Consider the following 16,773-nt stretch of genomic DNA (forward strand, 5'->3'; position numbering starts at 1 on the left):
GGTGCTCGGATGGTCATCGCCGGAGGATTGACAACGGTTTCGGAAAACGCATTCAGGATTGTGCCCCTACGATCCCCTGCAAGTCAAGCTCCTCGGCGCGCACGCAGCGCGAGCCGTCCGCCAGCGGGATCTCGCCGCTCCCGCAGCGGTCCTCGGCGTAGGCGCAGCGGCGCGCGAACGCGCAGCCCGGCGGCGGGTTCGACGGGTCCGGCAGCTCGTCCGGGAGCAGGATCCGGCCCTTGCGGCCCTTCAGCGACGGGTCCGGGATCGGCACCGCCGACATGAGCGCCTCGGTGTACGGATGCCTCGGACGCTCGTACAGCGCACCGGTGTCGGCGAGCTCGACCACGCGGCCGAAGTACATCACCGCGACCCGGTCGGCCAGGTTCTCCACGACCGAGAGGTCATGCGAGATGAACAGGTACGTGAGCCCGAACTCGGCCTGGAGTTCCCTGAGCAGGTTGAGGATCTGCGCGCGCACGGACACGTCGAGCGCGCTCACCGGCTCGTCCGCGACCACGAGCTCGGGCCCGACGATGAGCGCCCGGGCGATGTTCACGCGCTGGCGCTGCCCGCCGGAGAACGAGTGCGGGTAGCGGTCCATGTAGTCGGGGCTGAGACCCACACGGCGCATCATCTCCGCGATGCGGTCCTCGAGTTCGGCGCCGCGCGCCTCTCCGGTGGCCACGAGCGGGTCGCCGATGATCTGCCGCAACGTCATCCGCGGGTTGAGCGAGGAGAACGGGTCCTGGAAGACCATGCGGATGCGGCGCCGCGACGCCGCCTGCTCGCGGCGGCTCAATGCCGCGAGGTCGGTGCCGTCGTACCGCAGCGCACCGCTCGTGGCCTTCTGCGCGCCCACGATCGTGCGGCCGAGCGTGGTCTTGCCGCACCCGGACTCGCCCACCAGTCCGAGGGTCTCGCCCCGGAAGAGGGTGAGATCGACGCCGGAGACGGCGTGGACCTCGACGGTGGGGCGGCCGAGCAGGTTGCGGCGCATGGGGAAGCGGACGTGGAGGTCCTCGATCTCCAGCAGCGCTTGCTTCTCGCTCATGCCGGGGCTCCTTCTCGGTCGGCGTACAGGACGCATTCGACGGTCCTTCTGTCGGCGAAGCCGGTGCCGGCGTCGAAGTCGACTTCCGGAGGCGCCACGACGTCGCACGTGCCCGCGATCGCCTCGGCGCAGCGCGGATGGAACGAGCAGCCGCTCGGTCGGTGCAGCGGGTTCGGCACCGCGCCGGGGATCGTCGGCAGGTCCCGGCCGCGGTCGCGCCCGAGCACGGGCACCGAGGCGAGGAGCGCCTTCGTGTAGGGGTGCTTCGGATCGGCGAAGAGCTCGTCCACACCGGCCCGTTCGACGACGCGGCCGAGGTACATCACCGCGACCTCGTCGGCGAGTTCGGCGACCACGCCGAGGTCGTGCGTGATGAACATGACCGCCATGCGGTGCTCGGCCTGCAGCGTGCGGATGAGGTCGAGGATGCGCGCCTGCGTGGTCACGTCGAGCGCTGTGGTCGGCTCGTCGGCGATGAGCAGCGACGGGTCGGCGCACAACGCGATCGCGATCATCACGCGCTGGCACATGCCGCCGGAGAGCTGGAACGGGTAGGCGTCGATGCGCTCGTGCGGTTTGGGGATGCCCACCTGGCCGAGGAGGTCGACGGCCTTTGCTCGGGCGGCGCGCTTGTCGAGCCCGGTGTGGATGCGGATGGTCTCGATGAGCTGCGCGCCGATCGTGCGCAGCGGCAGGAGCGAGGCCATCGGCTCCTGGAAGATCATGCCGATGTCGCCGCCGCGCAGTCGCGCGAGACGTTCGTCCTTGACGTCCAGGGAGAGGACGTCGAACGGCGCGTCCCCTCCGTGCCAGGTGATGGTGCCGGCGTCGATCGAGCCGGGCGCCTCGACCAGGCGCAGGATCGACCGGGCCGTGACCGACTTGCCGCAGCCGGACTCGCCGACCACGCAGAGGGTCTTGCCGGCGTGGACGGTGAGGTCGACGCCGTCGACGGCCCTGACCCTCCCGTCGTAGGTGTCGAAGCCGGTGCGCAGCCCCGAGATCTCGAGCAGTGGTTCCGTCATTGGTCCCGCCTAATGCTTGTACGGGTCGGCGGCGTCCCGGAGGCCGTCGCCGACGAAGTTGAACGCCAGCACCACGAGCACCACGCACAGGCCCGGGATGAGCAGCCATGGTGCGCCCGAGAGCACGCTCCACTTGCTCGCGTCCTGCAGCTGCACGCCCCAGGAGACCGCCGGCGGGCGCAGGCCCATGCCGAGCCATGACAGCGCGGTCTCGGCCAGGATCATGCCGGGGATCGAGAGGCTCAGCGCGGCGATGATGTGCGAGGAGAAGCTGGGCAGCATGTGCCGGAACATGATCCGGCCGTGGCTCGACCCGTCCAGGCGCGCCGAGGTCACGAACTCCTCGCGGCGCAGGGACAGGAAGCGCCCGCGCACTTCTCTCGCCAGGCCCGTCCAGGCCACGAGCGCGAGGATCGTGGTGATGATGAAGTACCTGGTCACCGGGTTCATGTCGGCCGGGAGCGCGGCGGCGAAACCGAGCCACAGCGGGATCGCCGGGACGCTCATGATGAGCTCGATGACGCGTTGGATCGCGTTGTCGGCCCAGCCGCCGAAGTAGCCGGAGATCGCGCCGAGCACGATGCCGAGGATGAACGCGAGCAGCACGCCGATGATGCCCACCGAGGCCGAGACACGCGTGGCGTACACGACCTGGCTCAACAGGTCCTGGCCGTCGGTCGTGGTGCCCCACAGGTACATCGGGTCGTCGGGATCGGTGGGGCCGATGAGGTGGCGGTCCCACGGGATGAACCCGAAGAGCTCGTACTCCTCGCCCTTGACGAAGAAGCCCACGTCGACGCGGTCTTCGGGGTTCGCCTCGTAGGTGATGCGCAGCGAGCGCGGGTCCTGTTCGGACGTGTAGCCGTCCACGTGGAGCCCGAACCCGCTGTCGCTCCAGAGCTTCAGCACCTGCGGCGGCGCGGTGGTGTACTCGGCGTCGCGGTGGCGGGAGCCGAACGGCGCGACGAACTCGCACAGCACGATCACCAGCATCATCCCCGCGAGGATCCACGCGGAGACGAGCGCGAGCCGGTGCTTCTTGAACGCCCACCACACCAGTCTCGACTGGGAGGCGGTGGCCGGCCTCGCCGTTTCCTCGATGCCTTCGGTGGTCTTGGAAGGCCCAGCTTTGACGTCCATCAATGCCTCAATTCTGGTGGATGCCCATGCGGATGCGGGGGTCGAGCCAGCCGAGCAGCAGGTCGGAGATCAGGGTGCCGATCACGGTGACGGCGCTGAGGATCATGATGATCGAACCGGCCAGGTACATGTCCTGGGAGCGCAAGGCCCCCAAGAGGATCGGCCCCAGCGTCGGCAGTCCGAGGATCTGGCCGACCACGATGTCGCCGACCAGGAGCATCGGCAGCACCCATCCGATCGTGGAGACGAACGGGTTGAGCGCCACGCGCAGCGGGTAGCGGCGCAGCAGCTGCTTCTCGGGGACGCCCCGGGCCCGGGCGGCGGTGACATACGGGCGGTGCAGCTCGTCGAGCAGGTTGTTGCGGATGATCCGCACCAGGCCCGCCACGCCGCCGGTGCCGATCACGATCATCGGGATCCACAGATGTCCCAGGAGGTCGAGCAGTTTGCCGAGGTTCCAGGCCGAGTCGCACCACTCCGGCGAGCACAGTCCCGAAGGGACCGATCCGAACCAGGTCACACTGAAGTAGATGAACACCAGCGCGATCAGGAAGTTCGGGGTGGCGAGGCCGAGGAAGCCGACCGTGGTGACGGCGTAGTCGCCGATCGAGCGCTGCCTGACCGCCGAGTACACGCCGATCGGGAAGGCCAGGCCCCAGGTCACGAGGAGCGTCACGAACGAGACGCCGATCGTGGCCCCGAGGCGCGGCCCGATGACGTCCGCGACCGGCCGCTCGTACTCGAACGAGGTCCCCAGGTCGCCCTGGACGATCTGCGTGACCCAGTGCCAGTACTGCTCGAACACGTTGCCGTCCAGGCCGTACCGGACGCGGAGCCCGGCGATGTCGGCCTCGGTGAGGCCCTGGCCCATCACGTTGTACTTCGCGGTGAGCGCGGTGACGAAGTCGCCGGGCGGCAGGTTGATGATGACGAAGACGACCAGTGAGATCGCCACCAGCGTCGCCGCCATGTAGGCCGCCCGGCGGCCCAGATAGGAGATCACCGGTCTACTCCTGGATGAACCACTGCTCGGGGCGGGCGGGCGAGGGCGTCCCGTAGGAGGGGTTCTCCGGCATCTCGCCGCCCACGTTGTGGAGCGTGTTCGAGACGACGGCCCACGAGCCCTGGCCGCGTACGGTGCCGATCGCGTAGAACTGCTCTTTGGCGATGGCGAGGATCTGCTTGAAGATCTCGTCGCGGGCGGCCTCGTCGGGCTCGAGCATGAACTGGTCGTACAGGTCGTGCTGCTCGGTGATCGGCGGGGGCGGCGGCTCGACCATCTCGGCGTCCTGGACGCCGCCCAGCGTGTAGTGCGCCGACCACTGGCGGGCGAAGAAGGCGCCGCCGCCGGGGCCCGCGGCCATGTACCAGTAGACGGAGACGGTCTCGTCGATCGCGCCGCCGTCGCCCGTCCATACGGTGCAGTCGAAGTCGCCCTCGTCGACGGCGGCCTGCCAGACCTCGCGCGGCTGCGCGTTGATGTGGAGGGTGACGCCGACGTCGGCCCACATGTCCTTGATCATGTCCATCGCGTCGATCCAGGTGGTGCCGAGGAGCGCGTCGTCGGCGATCGCGACGGTGAACTCGAGCTTGGTGCCGTCGGCGGCGGTGCGGACCCCGTCGGACCCGGCGGTGTAGCCGGCCTGGTCGAGGGTCTGATTGGCGAGCGCGGCGTCGAACTCGAGGTACTGGGTGGCGAACGCCTCGTCGTAGAACTTCGACTCGGGCCGCGGGGCGGCCTGGCTGGGTTCGCCGACGCGGTTCCAGAGGACGTCGATGAGCTCCCGGCGGTTGACGGCGTGCGACATGGCGATGCGGAACTGCTTGTCCTGGAAGATCTTCCGCAGTCCGACATCGGTGTGGTTCAGGTTGAACGCGATGTTCATGTCGGTGGAGTAGGTCGAGGTGAGGTCGAGGACGGTGTAGTTCCCGGACTCCTCGTTGTCGACGGCGTCGGCGCGGTGGGCGTTGTCGTTGAAGTGGCGCGAGTGGAAGTGGTATTCGCCGTTGAGCGCGTGGGCGAACATGGTCTCGACGTCGGCGATGATGTTGTAGCGCACCGAGTCGATGTACGGCAGCTGGCTGCCTTCCTCGTCCACCTTGTAGTAGTAGGGGTTGCGTTCGAAGAGGGCGTAGTCCTCGCTGGAGACCGGTTGCTTGCACGTCCACGCCATGAGCGTGGGGAGGTCCGGGTTCTCCCACTGGAAGTTCCAGAGGTTGCCGAGGTTGGTGAAGCGGGTGATCCAGCCGTCGAAGCCCGCGTCGATGGCCTCCTGCTCGGCGTTCGGGTTGTAGGTGAGGTGGAACTGCTCGAGGTAGTGGCGCGGGTACCAGGTGAAGCGCTGCCCGGAGACGCCACTGGCCATGTTGTCCTCGAAGAGGGGCTTGGGACCGCTGAAGCGGACGATGAAGGTGCGGTCGTCGACGATCTCGAGTTCGGCGGGGGCGCCGTCGGGGCCGGTGAGCTCGGTCGGGACGGCGGCGGTGAGGTCGGGGTCGAGGTTGACGTCGTGGAAGGCGAACTCGACGTCGGCGGTGGTCAGCGGCTCGCCGTCGGACCATTTCAGCCCTTCGCGGAGCGTGATGGTGAATTCGCTGGCGTCCTCGTTGGGCTCGAAGGCCGAGGCGAGGTTCAGTTCGATCTCGGTGAAGTCGCGGTTCTTCTTGAGCAGCGGCTCGTAGTTGATGGTGCGGAAGAGCCACGGGCCGTCGGAGGCGCCGGTGATGGCGGTGTTCCACTCGCCGCCGTAGACGCCCATGTCCTCGGCGACCTTGATGACGACGGGTTCCTTGGGCAGGCGTTCCTCGACGGGCGGGAGCTCGCCGGCTTCGACGCGTTCGGCGAGCATCGGCGCTTCCCTGCCCTTGTCGCCGCCACCGCCGCCCCGGCCTTCGGGTTCGGTGGAGAACCAGGAGCAGCCTGCGGCGGAGGCGGTGAGGGCAGTGGCGCCGGAGAGGACGAGTCCGCGGCGGCTGAGGTGGGGGGCGGGCCACTGGAGGGCCCCTTCCCGCTTCTTCGTGAACAGGCTGGAACGGGGCTGCTGAGTGCTCATCGGTGAGCGCTCCTTCCGTGGGGGTAGTGGCGCGACCCGGCACGACCGCACCATTATCGAAACTATTTCCGGAAATGCTCCGAAAACTTTCGGTAATAGCGGTGAGGTTACGGCACCATAAAAACGTGGTCAAGGCCACGGGACGCGCTCAAGGTCACGATAAGGTCACAAATGGCAATCGCATACCACTGAATAACCACTGAACTGTTTCGAAAGTTTCGGTGATCTTGGCGAACCTTTACCGATCGACGTCCATCGATGCAGCTAGGGGCGTTGGCGATATGGCGGGAGGCCCCGCTTGTACGCGTCCCAGAGGCTGCGCATCACGAAGATCTTCTCGTCGAGATCGTCGTCGGTCGAGAGCGCGCGCCCCGAGTACGGGGCCTGGAGCCGCCACGGCTTCTGCTCGGGGTCGAGGAGGTACACCACCGGGACGGTGCGGCTCGCCCGGCGCTCGGCCCTGATGTCGGCGATATCGGTCCACGCCGCGAAGCGCTCCGTGTGCTTCTGGGAGGCGACGGCTTTGAGCGGATGAACGCCGCGCTCGTCGAGCACGACCCCGCGGCCCCGCGCCCCCGCGTACGCGACTCCCAGTGCGACGGCGATCGCGACGAGGACGAGCGCGAGCAGCGTGTAGTGGTACCAGCGGCCCACGGCGAGCATGTACGCCACGGCCGGAACGAGGGCGGCGAAGAGCGAGAGGCCGGAGAGGAACAGCGCCCGACCGAGCACCTGGCGCGTCGTCGGTCGGAATGTGATCTTGACGGCCACGTCCACCCCCACCAGGCTTGTGCCGCTGCTCCTCAGCTGATCGTGCCACGTTCGACGCCCGCGTCAAGCGACAATCCGACAGAAACCGGACCGGGCACTTTGCGTACCCCGTGCCCGGGTGTGTCAGGCTGGTCCCATGACGAGTACCGATGCCTCCACCGGACCGATCCGCGGCGCCCGGCCCAGTGGCCGCCGGCTGCGGATCCGCCGACCGGCGGCGGTCACCGGCGCGGCCTTCGTCGCCTGGCTGACCGTGATGCCGCTCTCCGTGGCGCTCATGGTCGAGCAGCCCGTCTGGGGCGCGTTCTCGGCGGTCGTGGGCCTCGCACTGCTCCTCGCGCCGGTCGCGGTCTCCATGTGGGCCTGGCGTTCCGGCGTCGACGTCACGAGCGAGGGCATCGCCGTGCGCGGCCTCTTCTCCAGCCGCACGATCGCGTGGCGGCACATCGACGGCTTCGCCCACGGCAACGAGGGTGTGGCGGCCATATTGGACGACCAGTCGCAGGTCCGCCTCGACCCGCTCAAGCCCGAGAACCTCCCCCAGGTCCTCGCCATCGGCGGCCAGCAGTTGAAAGAGGGCGACGACGCCTAGTAGCCATCGCTGACCACGTTCGCCAAGGGTTCACCTGCCGCGAAGCGGCGGATCTGGGCCCCGATCGGCGCGTAGGCGCGGTCGAGGGTGCCGTCGACCGAAGCGCCGGCGTGCGGGGTGATGAGCGCGCCTTCGAGGCCCCAGAGCGGGTGGTCCGCGGGCAGCGGTTCGGGGTCGACGACGTCGACGGCGCAGCGCAGGCGGCCGGAGGCCACCTCGGCCACGAGCGCATCGGTGTCCACGATCGGGCCGCGCGCGGCGTTGACCAGGAGCGCGCCGTCCTTCATACGGGCCAGGAACTTCGCGTCCACCAGGCCGCGCGTGGCGTCGGTGAGCGGCAGGATCAGGATCACCACGTCGAACTCGGGCAGGAGCGCGTCGATCCGGTCGATGGGGTGCACGCCCGGTCGGCCGCGGCGCGCGACCTTCTCGACCTCGACGCCGAGCACCGTGAGGACCTCGGCGACCTTCTCGCCGATGTCGCCCGCGCCGACGATGAGGGCGCGCTTGCCCACCACCGTGGTGGTCCACTCGACCTTCCACTCGTGGCGGGATTGCTTGCGCGCGAAGACGTCGAAGCCGCGCATGGAGGCGATGACCGCGCCGAGCGTCCATTCGGCGGTCACGCCGGTGTGCACGCCGCGCGCGTCGCAGAGGACCACGCCCGGCGGGACGGCCGGGACCCAGACTTCCGCGCCGGCGCTGAGGAGCTGGATCGCCTTGAGGGAGGTCATGTCCCGCAACGGGGTCGTGACCTTCGACTGTGCGAGGAACGGCGGCACCCAGAAGTCGAGCGTCGCCGGATCGGAGGGGTAGTCGCCGCGACCGTCGTAGACCTCGACCTCGACGTCTTCCGGAAGCGGGCCGAGCAGGGCGCGGCCCTCCTCGTGCGCGATCCACACCTTCACGGCCACAGCGCTTCCCTCCGGTCGGTCGTCCTCCGCGAGAGTTATCCTATAGGATCTCGCATTTCCGGCCGAAGGGGTCGGCCCCGATGCCGTTCAGGCAGGGCGCTGGTCGGGTCGTCGTCCCGGGCATCGGTGTCCCGAGGTCCGCCAGTGGGTCGGGCCCGGACACCACGACCAAAGCCCGAACTGAACGGCGGCGGGGTTAACCCCGCCGGAATCGGGGAACCGTGGGGCGTGGAAAACTGCGCCGATCCGTCGTCACCTGCGACCTATAGTCTTGGGGCCATGCGCAGGTTGCTCTCGGCCGCGGCGGCCACCGCCGCCGCACTCACGCTCGCGTCGTGCTCGTTCGGCGAGCCGCCCGAACCCGAGACCGCCGAACCCCCGAACCTCCCCACCCCGAGCGGCGCGCCCCAGGAGCAGACCTCGTTCATGGACGTCGTCGCCCAGGACCTCGAAGTCCCCTGGGGCCTCGACTTCCTGCCCGACGGCACGGCCATCGTCGGCGAGCGCACCACCGGACGCCTGCTCGCCATACCCCTCGGCGACGACGGCACCGCGGGCGAACCCGAGGAACTGCGTACCGTCGACATCGCCGACACCGGCGAAGGCGGCCTCCTCGGTCTCGCCGTGTCCCCCGCATTCGACACCGACGCCACGGTGTTCGCGTACTACACGACCGGCACCGACAACCGCATCGCGAAGATCGACACCGGCTCCGACGCCGCCCCCGAGCCGATCCTGACCGGCATCCCGGCCGGGCCGGGCCACAACGGCGGCGCCCTCGAATTCGGGCCCGACGGCCTCCTCTACGCCGCCACCGGCGACGGCGGGGACGGCGGCAACGCCCAGGACCCCCGATCCCTCGGCGGCAAGATCCTCCGCATCACGCCCGAAGGCGAACCGGCCGAAGGCAACCCCGACCCCGACTCCCCCGTCTACACCCTCGGCCACCGCAACGTCCAAGGCCTCGCCTGGAACGCCGACGGGCAGCTCTACGCCACCGAGTTCGGCCAGGACATCGCCGACGAGGTCAACCTCATCGAAGCGGGGAACAACTACGGCTGGCCGTACTTCGAGGGCGACGACACCGAGGACGCCTACACCGACCCCGCCCTCACCTGGGAGCCCTTCGAGGCCTCCTGCGCCGGAGCCGTCTTCGTCGACGACACCCTCGTCACCGCCTGCCTGCGCGGACAGCGCCTCTGGACCGTTCAATTCGACCCGTCAGGCACGCCCGCCGCCGAACCGCGAGCGACCGCGGTCAACGAGTTCGGTCGGCTACGATCGGTCGCGATGGGCCCCGACGGGATGCTCTGGGTGACGACCTCCAACCGCGACGGCCGGTGCACCGAAGACCGCGGCTGCACCCCGCACGACACCGACGACCGGATCATCCGCTTCTCCACCGGTTACGCGGCCCAGGGAAGAGTCTGAGCCGTATGGACCACCGCCAAGCCTCTCGAGAAAGGCACTAGATGAACGACCGGCCCCCCGCCGCACCGCATCGCATCCAGGACGTCCTCCGACCCGCCGGGAGGCGTGCGAAGTCCTTGTGGCGCAGATCGAGAGCGGGCTGGTCGAGGCTGCGCCGCTCCGAACGGATCAGGCAGTTCGCCGTGGTCGCCGCGATCCTGATCGTCGGCACCGGCGCCGCAGCCGGGGGCCTCGCGCTCGTCGGCGGCACCAAAGCCGACATCGGCCCCTTCGACACCACCGTCTCGCTCCACCCGGACCTCTCCGGCGAGACCATCGTGACCATCCCGCCCCTCGGCGACGTCATCTTCGACAGCCACGACGGGCCGATCGGGCTCAACCTCAGCCTCGACTCCGTCGACCCGATCGAGGCGCAGGACATCATCAACACCCCCGGCGGCGTCACCAGCGCCTCCAAGAGCCTCGCCTCCGACGTCACCGAGGCCGTGGTCCGCGTCGTCGTCGAAGCGCTCGCGATCGTGACCCTGTGCGGGCTGCTCGTCGGCGCACTCGCGTTCCGGACCATGCGGCGGGCGCTGCTCACCGGCGTCACCTCGCTCGCGGTCACGGCCGCGCTCATGGGGTACGCGGCCACGACGCTGCGCGCCGAATCGATCTCGCAGCCGCGCTATGAGGGACTGCTCGCTTACGCGCCCAGCGTGGTCGGCAACGCTGAGGACATCGCGGTGAACTACGAGGAGTACGTCGCGAACCTGCAGAAGTTCGTCACGAACATCTCCGAGTTCTACGCGCTCGCGATGGACATGCCGCAGCTGGGCATCAACGACGACTCGATCCGGGTCCTGCACGTCTCGGACATCCATCTGAACCCTTCCGCCTGGCACCTCATGGAGTCGGTGGTCGACCAGTTCGACATCGACGCGGTGGCCGACACCGGCGACTTGAACGACTGGGGCTCGGAGCAGGAGGCCGAGATCTTCTCGCGGGGCGTGGAGCAGATCGACGTGCCGTACGTGTTCGTGAAGGGCAACCACGACTCGGTGACGACGGTGGCGGCGCTCTCGGCCTACGAGAACGTGATCGTGCTCGACGGCGAGGTGCAGGAGATCGCCGGCCTGCGGTTCGGCGGGGTCGCGGACCCGCGCTTCACGCCTGACAAGGGCGCGCAGCCGTCGAGCGAGTACGCGAAGCAGATGCTCGCCGAGTCGGGCGAGCGGCTGGAACAGGCGATCGTCGACGCGGGCGGGGCCGACCTGGCGATGGTGCACGAGCCGCCGATGGCGGTGCCGCTCACGGGCGTGGTGCCGCTGGTCCTGGCCGGGCACACGCACGAGCGGGCGGTCCAGGACCTCGGCGAGGGCACCACCCTCATGGTCGAGGGTTCGACCGGCGCGGCCGGGCTGCGGAACTTCCAGTCCGAGGAGCCGATGCGGATGGAGATGGACGTCCTCTACTTCGATCCGACGACGAAGGCGCTCACCGCGTACGACTCCATCTCGGTGGGTTCGGGCACGGAGACCGACGTGACGCTCGACCGCACCGTGATCCCCACCGAGGACCAGGTCGACGACACCGAGATCTCCACCGAGGACCAGGTCGACGACACCGTGATCCAGAACGGCACCGAATCGAGCCCGCCGCAACGAGACTGAGTGCCGTTACCAATCCGTGATACACCTTGAGGTCTTCTTGAGTTAACCCGGGGTTCAGTCCGAGTCCGCCCGGTTTCACTCATCGCGTTCCCAACGACAAGGAGCGCCGATGAGCGAAACGGGCATGCCGCCTGACTCCATTGGTTCCGGCCATCTGCGCCGCACGGCGAGCGCGCTGCACTCGTTCAACCGGTTCGAGATCAAGTACCTCCTCTCGTACGAGGAGGTGCCGCGGCTGCGCGAGGAGCTGGCCGCTCGCATGGAGGCCGACCCGTTCACGACCCGCGGCGGGTACCCGGTGACCAGCCTCTACTACGACTCGACCTCGCTGCGGTACTACTGGGAGAAGATCGAGGGCCTGCGGTTCCGCCGCAAACTGCGGGTGCGCGCCTACGGCGAACGCCACGAGCGCCACGACGACTCGCCCGTCTACATCGAGATCAAGCAGCGGGTCAACCGGGTGACGCAGAAGCGGCGCGTCAAGGTGCCGTACCTGCTGGCCCGCGAGCTGTGCGATGAGCGGGTCCTGATCGGCCATGAGCCCGAGCAGCGGCCGTTCCTCGAGGAAGTGCTGGGGCTCGTCGAAGGGCACGGACTGCGTCCGACCGCGATCACGGCCTACAACCGCGAGGCCTACCTCGGCTCGGACGCGGACCTCGGACTGCGCGTCACCATCGACCACCGGGTGCGCGGACGCGACCGCGACTTCCACCTCGGCGCCGAGGTGGAGAACCGGCTCATCATCCCGCCGCACAAGGCGATCGTCGAGGTCAAGGCCAACGAGCGGGTCCCGTACTGGGTCACCGACATGGCGGCTCGCCTGGGCATGTCCGTCGTGCGGATCTCCAAGTACTGCCAGAGCATCGAGGCCTTCGGGCAGGCGCCGCGCTCGGTGTTCCACCTCCCCGTCGAGGAGGACTTCTCCGTCCACGCCAAACGGGAGGGCACCGCGACGCCGGCGCCCTCCGTCGACAAGTAACCGACCGGGCATCGCCCACTATCTGCGGAAAGCAGTCGTCCAGATGGATTTCCTGACCAACTTCACCGATCTCTCGGGTGAGTTCAGCGTCGCCGACATCGCGATCTCGTTGACGCTCTCGTTCGTACTCAGCTGCGTGATCTCGCTGGTGTACCGCCGGACCCACCGCAACGTCTCCTACAGCCAGTCGTACGTCCAGACCCTGATCGTCATGGGCATGATCATCGCGATGATCATGCTGATCGTCGGCTCGAACGTGGCGCGGGCGTTCGCACTCGTCGGCGCCCTGTCGATCATCCGGTTCCGCAACGCGCTCAAGGAGACCCGCGACGTCGGGTACATATTCCTGGTGATGGGCGTGGGCATGGCCTGCGGCACTCGGTTCTACCTGCTGGCGGTCATCGCCACCGCCGTGATCTGCCTGGTGCTGCTCATCATGCACCGCTTCGACTGGTTCGCGCACAACGTGCAGCGCCAGGTCGTCAAGGTGCAGGTGCCGGCGCATGAGGACATGGCCGGCGACGTCGACGACGTCCTCATCCGCCACACCGACGAGTACGAGCAGGTCAGCATCGAGACCATCAGAGGCGGCGCCCTGACGGAGATGACGTACACCGTCCGCCTCAAGAAGGGCAAGAGCGCGGCCGGACTCCTCGGCGAGCTGCGCGACATCACGCAAGGACAGCAGGTGACGGTGCTGACCGGCTACGACCAGACGGACCTCTAGCCATGAACGCCAGAGCACTGCGGCACCGGATCCCGGTGAGCGTTCGGCATCACTGGAAGCTCATCGTCGGGTCGATCGGCCTGGTCGCTGTCCTGGTGGCGGCGGTCGGCACGATCCGCGTCAGTGCGGTCGTGACCTCGGACGCCAACGAGGGATTCGTCATCACCAACGATGTCCAGGGCACCGTCGACCTGTTCGACACCTCGGTGGCGCACGAGATCAGCCTCGCGTACGACGAGGACGACTACCGGCAGATGATCGAGACGTTCCAGGACTCCGGCGAGAAGGCATGGGTCAAGGCCGACATCACCGTCGACGGCGTGACCATCACCGACGTCGGCATCCGCCTCAAGGGCAACTCGACCCTGGCGGGCCTCGGAGGAGACGTCACCGCGGGCGGCATGGAGATGCCTGAAGGCATGGGGATGCCCGAGGGGATGGAAATGCCGGAGGGCATGGGGATGCCCGGCGGCGGCGAGCGCGGCATGGGCGGCATGGGCGGTTCGCTGAGTTTCGACGAACCGGAATCGCTCCCGTGGCTGGTCGACTTCTCCAAGTTCATCGATGGCCAGGTCTACCAGGGCAATCAGCAGATCACGCTGCGAGTCGACTCGGGCATGGGGGGCTCGACCCTGACCGAGGCCGTCTCGCTGGAACTCGTGGAGGCCAGTGGCGAGCCGAGCTACGACTGGACCTACTCGAAGGTCTCGGTGAACGGCTCGGAGGCGGTGACGCGCCGAGTCGTGGACGTCATGGACGTGACCTGGGCCGACGAGGAGTACGGCGCGAGCGAAGGCGTGCTCTACAAGGGCCGGGCCGGGGGCCAGTTCGCTTACCAGGGGCAGGATCCCGGCGAGTACGAGGACGACTTCAAACTGGTCACCATGGAGGGCTCGGCGGACGTGCAGCCGATCATCGACTTCCTGGAATGGCTGGACTCGGCCGACGACGCGACCTTCGACGCCGAACTCGCCGAATGGGTCGACGTCGCATCGTTCGCGAACTACACCGCGCTGCAGAACCTGATCGCCAACAGCGACGACATGGCCGGACCCGGCAGTAACTACTACCTCTGGTACGACTACGACACCGGCCTGATCTCGGTGATCACCTGGGACCTCGACCTGTCGCTGACCAACGCTGAACTGGCGCCCGGCGAGTCCGGATCGATCATGGGCGGCGGTGGCGGCATGGGTGGGATGCCCGAGGGCATGGAGATGCCTGAAGGCATGGAGTTGCCCGAGGGCATGGAGTTGCCCGGCGACGGCGAGCGGCCTGAAGGCATGGGCGGCATGTCGTCGGGCGCGAGTGATTTCAAACAGCGGTTCCTCGAGTCCGACGCGTTCGGATCGGTCTACATGGAGGCCTACAACGACCTCTACGAACGGCTCTACGCCAGTGGAGCGGCCGCGGAAGCGGTCGACACCGCAGCGGCGGCCGCGGAACGCAACGGCGCCGCCGATATCGCGGCAGCCGCGGAGTCCCTGAAGACGACGATCCAGCAGCGCACCGAGTTCCTGGAAGCGGAGCTCGCCGACGGGTCCGCTGCGCGGTAGCGGACGCCCGGGCCCGCGCCGCGGGGCGGCGGGATCCGGGCGGGAATGAGGCCCAGAAGCGGCACGGCTTCTGGGCCTTTCGCTTGCAGCTCAGCCGGTGAGGACCGGGCCGAGGACCAGTGCGGCGACCGAGAAGTAGATGAGCAGGCCGGTCGCGTCGCACAGGGTCGAGACCATCGGCGCCGAGACGAGGGCCGGGTCGATGCCCACCTTCTTCGCCAGCAACGGCAGCAGCGAGCCGACGAACGTGGACCAGGTGCAGATCACCAGGAGCGTCGCCGCGATGATGAGCCCGATGTCCCAGCCGTAGACGAAGCCGACCACGGGCCCGCCGACGACGGCGAGCATCGCCCCGAGCAGGAACCCCACCCGCGATTCGCGCCAGGTGATCCGGAAGGCGTCGGAGAAGCGGACCTCGCCGACGGCCATGGCGCGGATGATCGTCACCGACGCCTGCGATCCGGAGTTGCCGCCGGTGCCCGTGAGCAGGGAGATGAACACCGCGAGGACGGTGACGTTCGCGAGGTAGGACTCGTAGTAGTTGAGCACGGTCACCGTGAGCGAGGCCGAGACGGCGAGGATGAGCAGCCACACCGCGCGCTTGCGGGCCAGCATGAACACGCCCGCCGAGAGGTAGGGGCGTTCGAGCGGCTCGGCGGCACCGGCACGGGCGGCGTCCTCGGTGTCCTCGGCTTCGAGGATCTCCATGGCGTCGTCCCAGGTGATGAGGCCGACGAGGCGTTCCTCGTGGTCGACCACGGAGAGCGCGATGAGGTTGGCCTCCTGGATGAGCCGGGCCGCCTCCTCCTGGTCGGTGTCGGTCGAGACCTGGTAGTGCTCGTCCGCGATGAGCTCGTGCACGGGCGTGTCGGGGTCGGCGCTCACGAGGTCGGCGAGCGTGACGGTGCCGAGGAGCTTGCGGTGCCCGTCGGTCACCGGCAGCACGTCGAGGTGCCGGGGGCGTTCGCGCAGGTGGCGGATGCGCTCGATCGCGGCGGCCGCGGTCATCGAGGCGCGCAGCGACACGTAGTCGGGCGTCATGATGCGCCCGGCCGACTCGGGCTCGTAGCCGAGCAGCTGCGCCGTGATGCGCCGGTCGGCGGCGCTCAGCTGGGACTGGAAGCGGGTCGCGACCTTGGCGGGCATCTCGTCGAAGAGCTTGGCCCGGTCGTCGGCCTCCATCGAGTCGAGCAGTTCGCGGACGGTGTCGGTCTTGAGTCCGTCGATGAGTTCCTGCTGGTGGACGGTGTCGAGCTCTTCGAAGACCGCGAGTGCGCGGTCCTTGGGGAGCAGCCGGAACCGGAGGGCCTGCTCGGCCAGGTCCATGCGGGGCAGTTCTTCGGCGAGTTCGACGGTCGAGGTGTCGGCGAGTTCCAGGCGGAGCGCCGCGAGCTCGTCTACCGCCGCGGGCGAAATGGGCTGGATGACCTGAGCCATGGCAGCCACCTCCATTACATGAGGAAAGGGCCGTGCCCCGACCTCATGCAGCGGCGCGTTCGCCGCAGGTCAGGCTGCCCGCTTCAATGTAAGAGGACGCGGAGCACGGTAAAAGGGAAATGGGAAGAACACGTCGGTATCTCGACTAGATCCGGGGTCGTCGCCCATGGCCCTCACCTCCTCCGGTCGCGGGTGTGCCTTGCGCGGTCAAGGGTAGCAATCCGGTGTGAACAACATCGCTCTCTGGGGTGCCCAAAGACTCGCGGCTCACACCGGGACTGAACGGACGATGAACGCGAAAGGGCCGGTCCGCTTCTTGGGTTCTAGGAGTCGTTGCAACACCTTGATCTACAAGGGATTGCGATGGACTTCCAGATCCGTCAGAACCGGACCAAAGCTCAGGGCCCGAGGAAGCTGACCGCGGAGCGGCATGCTTTCCTGC

General features: G+C 68.3%; 14 protein-coding genes. 6 read left to right on the top strand and 8 right to left on the bottom strand.

Features of this window, described 5'->3' with window-relative positions; genetic code table 11:
* Nucleotides 1–52: 52 nt before the first annotated feature.
* The 6 genes from JHY01_RS23280 to JHY01_RS23305 form a co-directional block, all read right to left on the bottom strand.
* Nucleotides 53–1,054, bottom strand: coding sequence for an ABC transporter ATP-binding protein (locus JHY01_RS23280; RefSeq protein WP_205328102.1), 1,002 nt, complete (start codon nucleotides 1,052–1,054; stop codon nucleotides 53–55).
* Nucleotides 1,051–2,079, bottom strand: a complete 1,029-nt coding sequence (locus tag JHY01_RS23285) for an ABC transporter ATP-binding protein (protein WP_205328103.1) — start codon at nucleotides 2,077–2,079, stop codon at nucleotides 1,051–1,053. Before JHY01_RS23285 ends, JHY01_RS23280 begins: the two co-directional genes overlap by 4 nt.
* A 9-nt stretch (nucleotides 2,080–2,088) precedes the next feature.
* Entirely contained in the window at nucleotides 2,089–3,219 is a 1,131-nt protein-coding gene (locus JHY01_RS23290) for an ABC transporter permease (protein WP_205328104.1), read from the bottom strand.
* Between the two features lie 7 nt (nucleotides 3,220–3,226).
* Nucleotides 3,227–4,222, bottom strand: coding sequence for an ABC transporter permease (locus JHY01_RS23295; RefSeq protein ID WP_205328105.1), 996 nt, complete (start codon nucleotides 4,220–4,222; stop codon nucleotides 3,227–3,229).
* 4 nt (nucleotides 4,223–4,226) lie between these two features.
* Nucleotides 4,227–6,272, bottom strand: coding sequence for an ABC transporter substrate-binding protein (locus tag JHY01_RS23300; RefSeq protein ID WP_205328106.1), 2,046 nt, complete (start codon nucleotides 6,270–6,272; stop codon nucleotides 4,227–4,229).
* A 264-nt stretch (nucleotides 6,273–6,536) separates the two neighbouring features.
* Nucleotides 6,537–7,043: a hypothetical protein gene (locus tag JHY01_RS23305; protein ID WP_205328107.1), complete on the bottom strand. Its 507-nt coding sequence runs from the start codon at nucleotides 7,041–7,043 to the stop codon at nucleotides 6,537–6,539.
* 136 nt (nucleotides 7,044–7,179) lie between these two features.
* Between JHY01_RS23305 and JHY01_RS23310 the strand changes: the two genes are divergently transcribed.
* Nucleotides 7,180–7,635 carry a PH domain-containing protein gene (locus JHY01_RS23310; RefSeq protein WP_205328108.1) on the top strand — a complete coding sequence of 152 codons (456 nt, stop codon included), beginning with the start codon at nucleotides 7,180–7,182 and terminating at the stop codon, nucleotides 7,633–7,635.
* Here JHY01_RS23310 and JHY01_RS23315 read toward each other — a convergent pair.
* On the bottom strand, nucleotides 7,632–8,543 hold the full coding sequence (locus JHY01_RS23315; RefSeq protein WP_205328117.1) for a 2-hydroxyacid dehydrogenase: 912 nt from the start codon (nucleotides 8,541–8,543) through the stop codon (nucleotides 7,632–7,634). The two genes, JHY01_RS23310 and JHY01_RS23315, sit on opposite strands and share 4 nt — an antisense overlap.
* Nucleotides 8,544–8,828: 285 nt before the next feature.
* On the opposite strand from JHY01_RS23315, the gene JHY01_RS23320 reads away from it, so the two are divergent.
* From JHY01_RS23320 to JHY01_RS23340, 5 genes are all read left to right on the top strand, one after another.
* Nucleotides 8,829–9,980 (top strand): sorbosone dehydrogenase family protein, encoded by a 1,152-nt coding sequence (locus JHY01_RS23320; RefSeq protein ID WP_205328109.1) that lies wholly within the window; start codon nucleotides 8,829–8,831, stop codon nucleotides 9,978–9,980.
* Between the two features lie 41 nt (nucleotides 9,981–10,021).
* Complete coding sequence (locus JHY01_RS23325) at nucleotides 10,022–11,632, top strand: metallophosphoesterase (RefSeq protein ID WP_205328110.1); 1,611 nt, start codon at nucleotides 10,022–10,024, stop codon at nucleotides 11,630–11,632.
* Nucleotides 11,633–11,741: 109 nt separating this feature from the next.
* Entirely contained in the window at nucleotides 11,742–12,611 is an 870-nt protein-coding gene (locus JHY01_RS23330; protein WP_205328111.1) for a polyphosphate polymerase domain-containing protein, read from the top strand.
* 43 nt (nucleotides 12,612–12,654) lie between these two features.
* On the top strand, nucleotides 12,655–13,338 hold the full coding sequence (locus JHY01_RS23335; protein WP_205328112.1) for a DUF4956 domain-containing protein: 684 nt from the start codon (nucleotides 12,655–12,657) through the stop codon (nucleotides 13,336–13,338).
* A gap of 2 nt (nucleotides 13,339–13,340) precedes the next feature.
* The gene (locus JHY01_RS23340) at nucleotides 13,341–14,894 is read left to right on the top strand and encodes a CotH kinase family protein (RefSeq protein ID WP_205328113.1); all 1,554 of its coding nucleotides are present in this window, start codon (nucleotides 13,341–13,343) and stop codon (nucleotides 14,892–14,894) included.
* Between the two features lie 90 nt (nucleotides 14,895–14,984).
* On the opposite strand, the gene mgtE is transcribed toward JHY01_RS23340, so the two are convergent.
* Nucleotides 14,985–16,331: a magnesium transporter gene (gene mgtE, locus JHY01_RS23345; protein WP_205328114.1), complete on the bottom strand. Its 1,347-nt coding sequence runs from the start codon at nucleotides 16,329–16,331 to the stop codon at nucleotides 14,985–14,987.
* Nucleotides 16,332–16,773: the final 442 nt, after the last annotated feature.

The sequence above is a fragment of the Glycomyces sp. YM15 genome (assembly GCF_016918015.1).
Classification (GTDB): domain Bacteria; phylum Actinomycetota; class Actinomycetes; order Mycobacteriales; family Micromonosporaceae; genus Glycomyces.

Coding starts and splice junctions, on each gene's coding strand:
- JHY01_RS23280 (WP_205328102.1), bottom strand. CDS start 1,054: ATGAGCGAGAAGCAAGCGCTGCTGGAGATCGAGGACCTCCACGTCCGC.
- JHY01_RS23285 (WP_205328103.1), bottom strand. CDS start 2,079: ATGACGGAACCACTGCTCGAGATCTCGGGGCTGCGCACCGGCTTCGAC.
- JHY01_RS23290 (WP_205328104.1), bottom strand. CDS start 3,219: ATGGACGTCAAAGCTGGGCCTTCCAAGACCACCGAAGGCATCGAGGAA.
- JHY01_RS23300 (WP_205328106.1), bottom strand. CDS start 6,272: ATGAGCACTCAGCAGCCCCGTTCCAGCCTGTTCACGAAGAAGCGGGAA.
- JHY01_RS23310 (WP_205328108.1), top strand. CDS start 7,180: ATGACGAGTACCGATGCCTCCACCGGACCGATCCGCGGCGCCCGGCCC.
- JHY01_RS23320 (WP_205328109.1), top strand. CDS start 8,829: ATGCGCAGGTTGCTCTCGGCCGCGGCGGCCACCGCCGCCGCACTCACG.
- JHY01_RS23325 (WP_205328110.1), top strand. CDS start 10,022: ATGAACGACCGGCCCCCCGCCGCACCGCATCGCATCCAGGACGTCCTC.
- JHY01_RS23330 (WP_205328111.1), top strand. CDS start 11,742: ATGAGCGAAACGGGCATGCCGCCTGACTCCATTGGTTCCGGCCATCTG.
- JHY01_RS23335 (WP_205328112.1), top strand. CDS start 12,655: ATGGATTTCCTGACCAACTTCACCGATCTCTCGGGTGAGTTCAGCGTC.
- JHY01_RS23340 (WP_205328113.1), top strand. CDS start 13,341: ATGAACGCCAGAGCACTGCGGCACCGGATCCCGGTGAGCGTTCGGCAT.
- mgtE (WP_205328114.1), bottom strand. CDS start 16,331: ATGGCTCAGGTCATCCAGCCCATTTCGCCCGCGGCGGTAGACGAGCTC.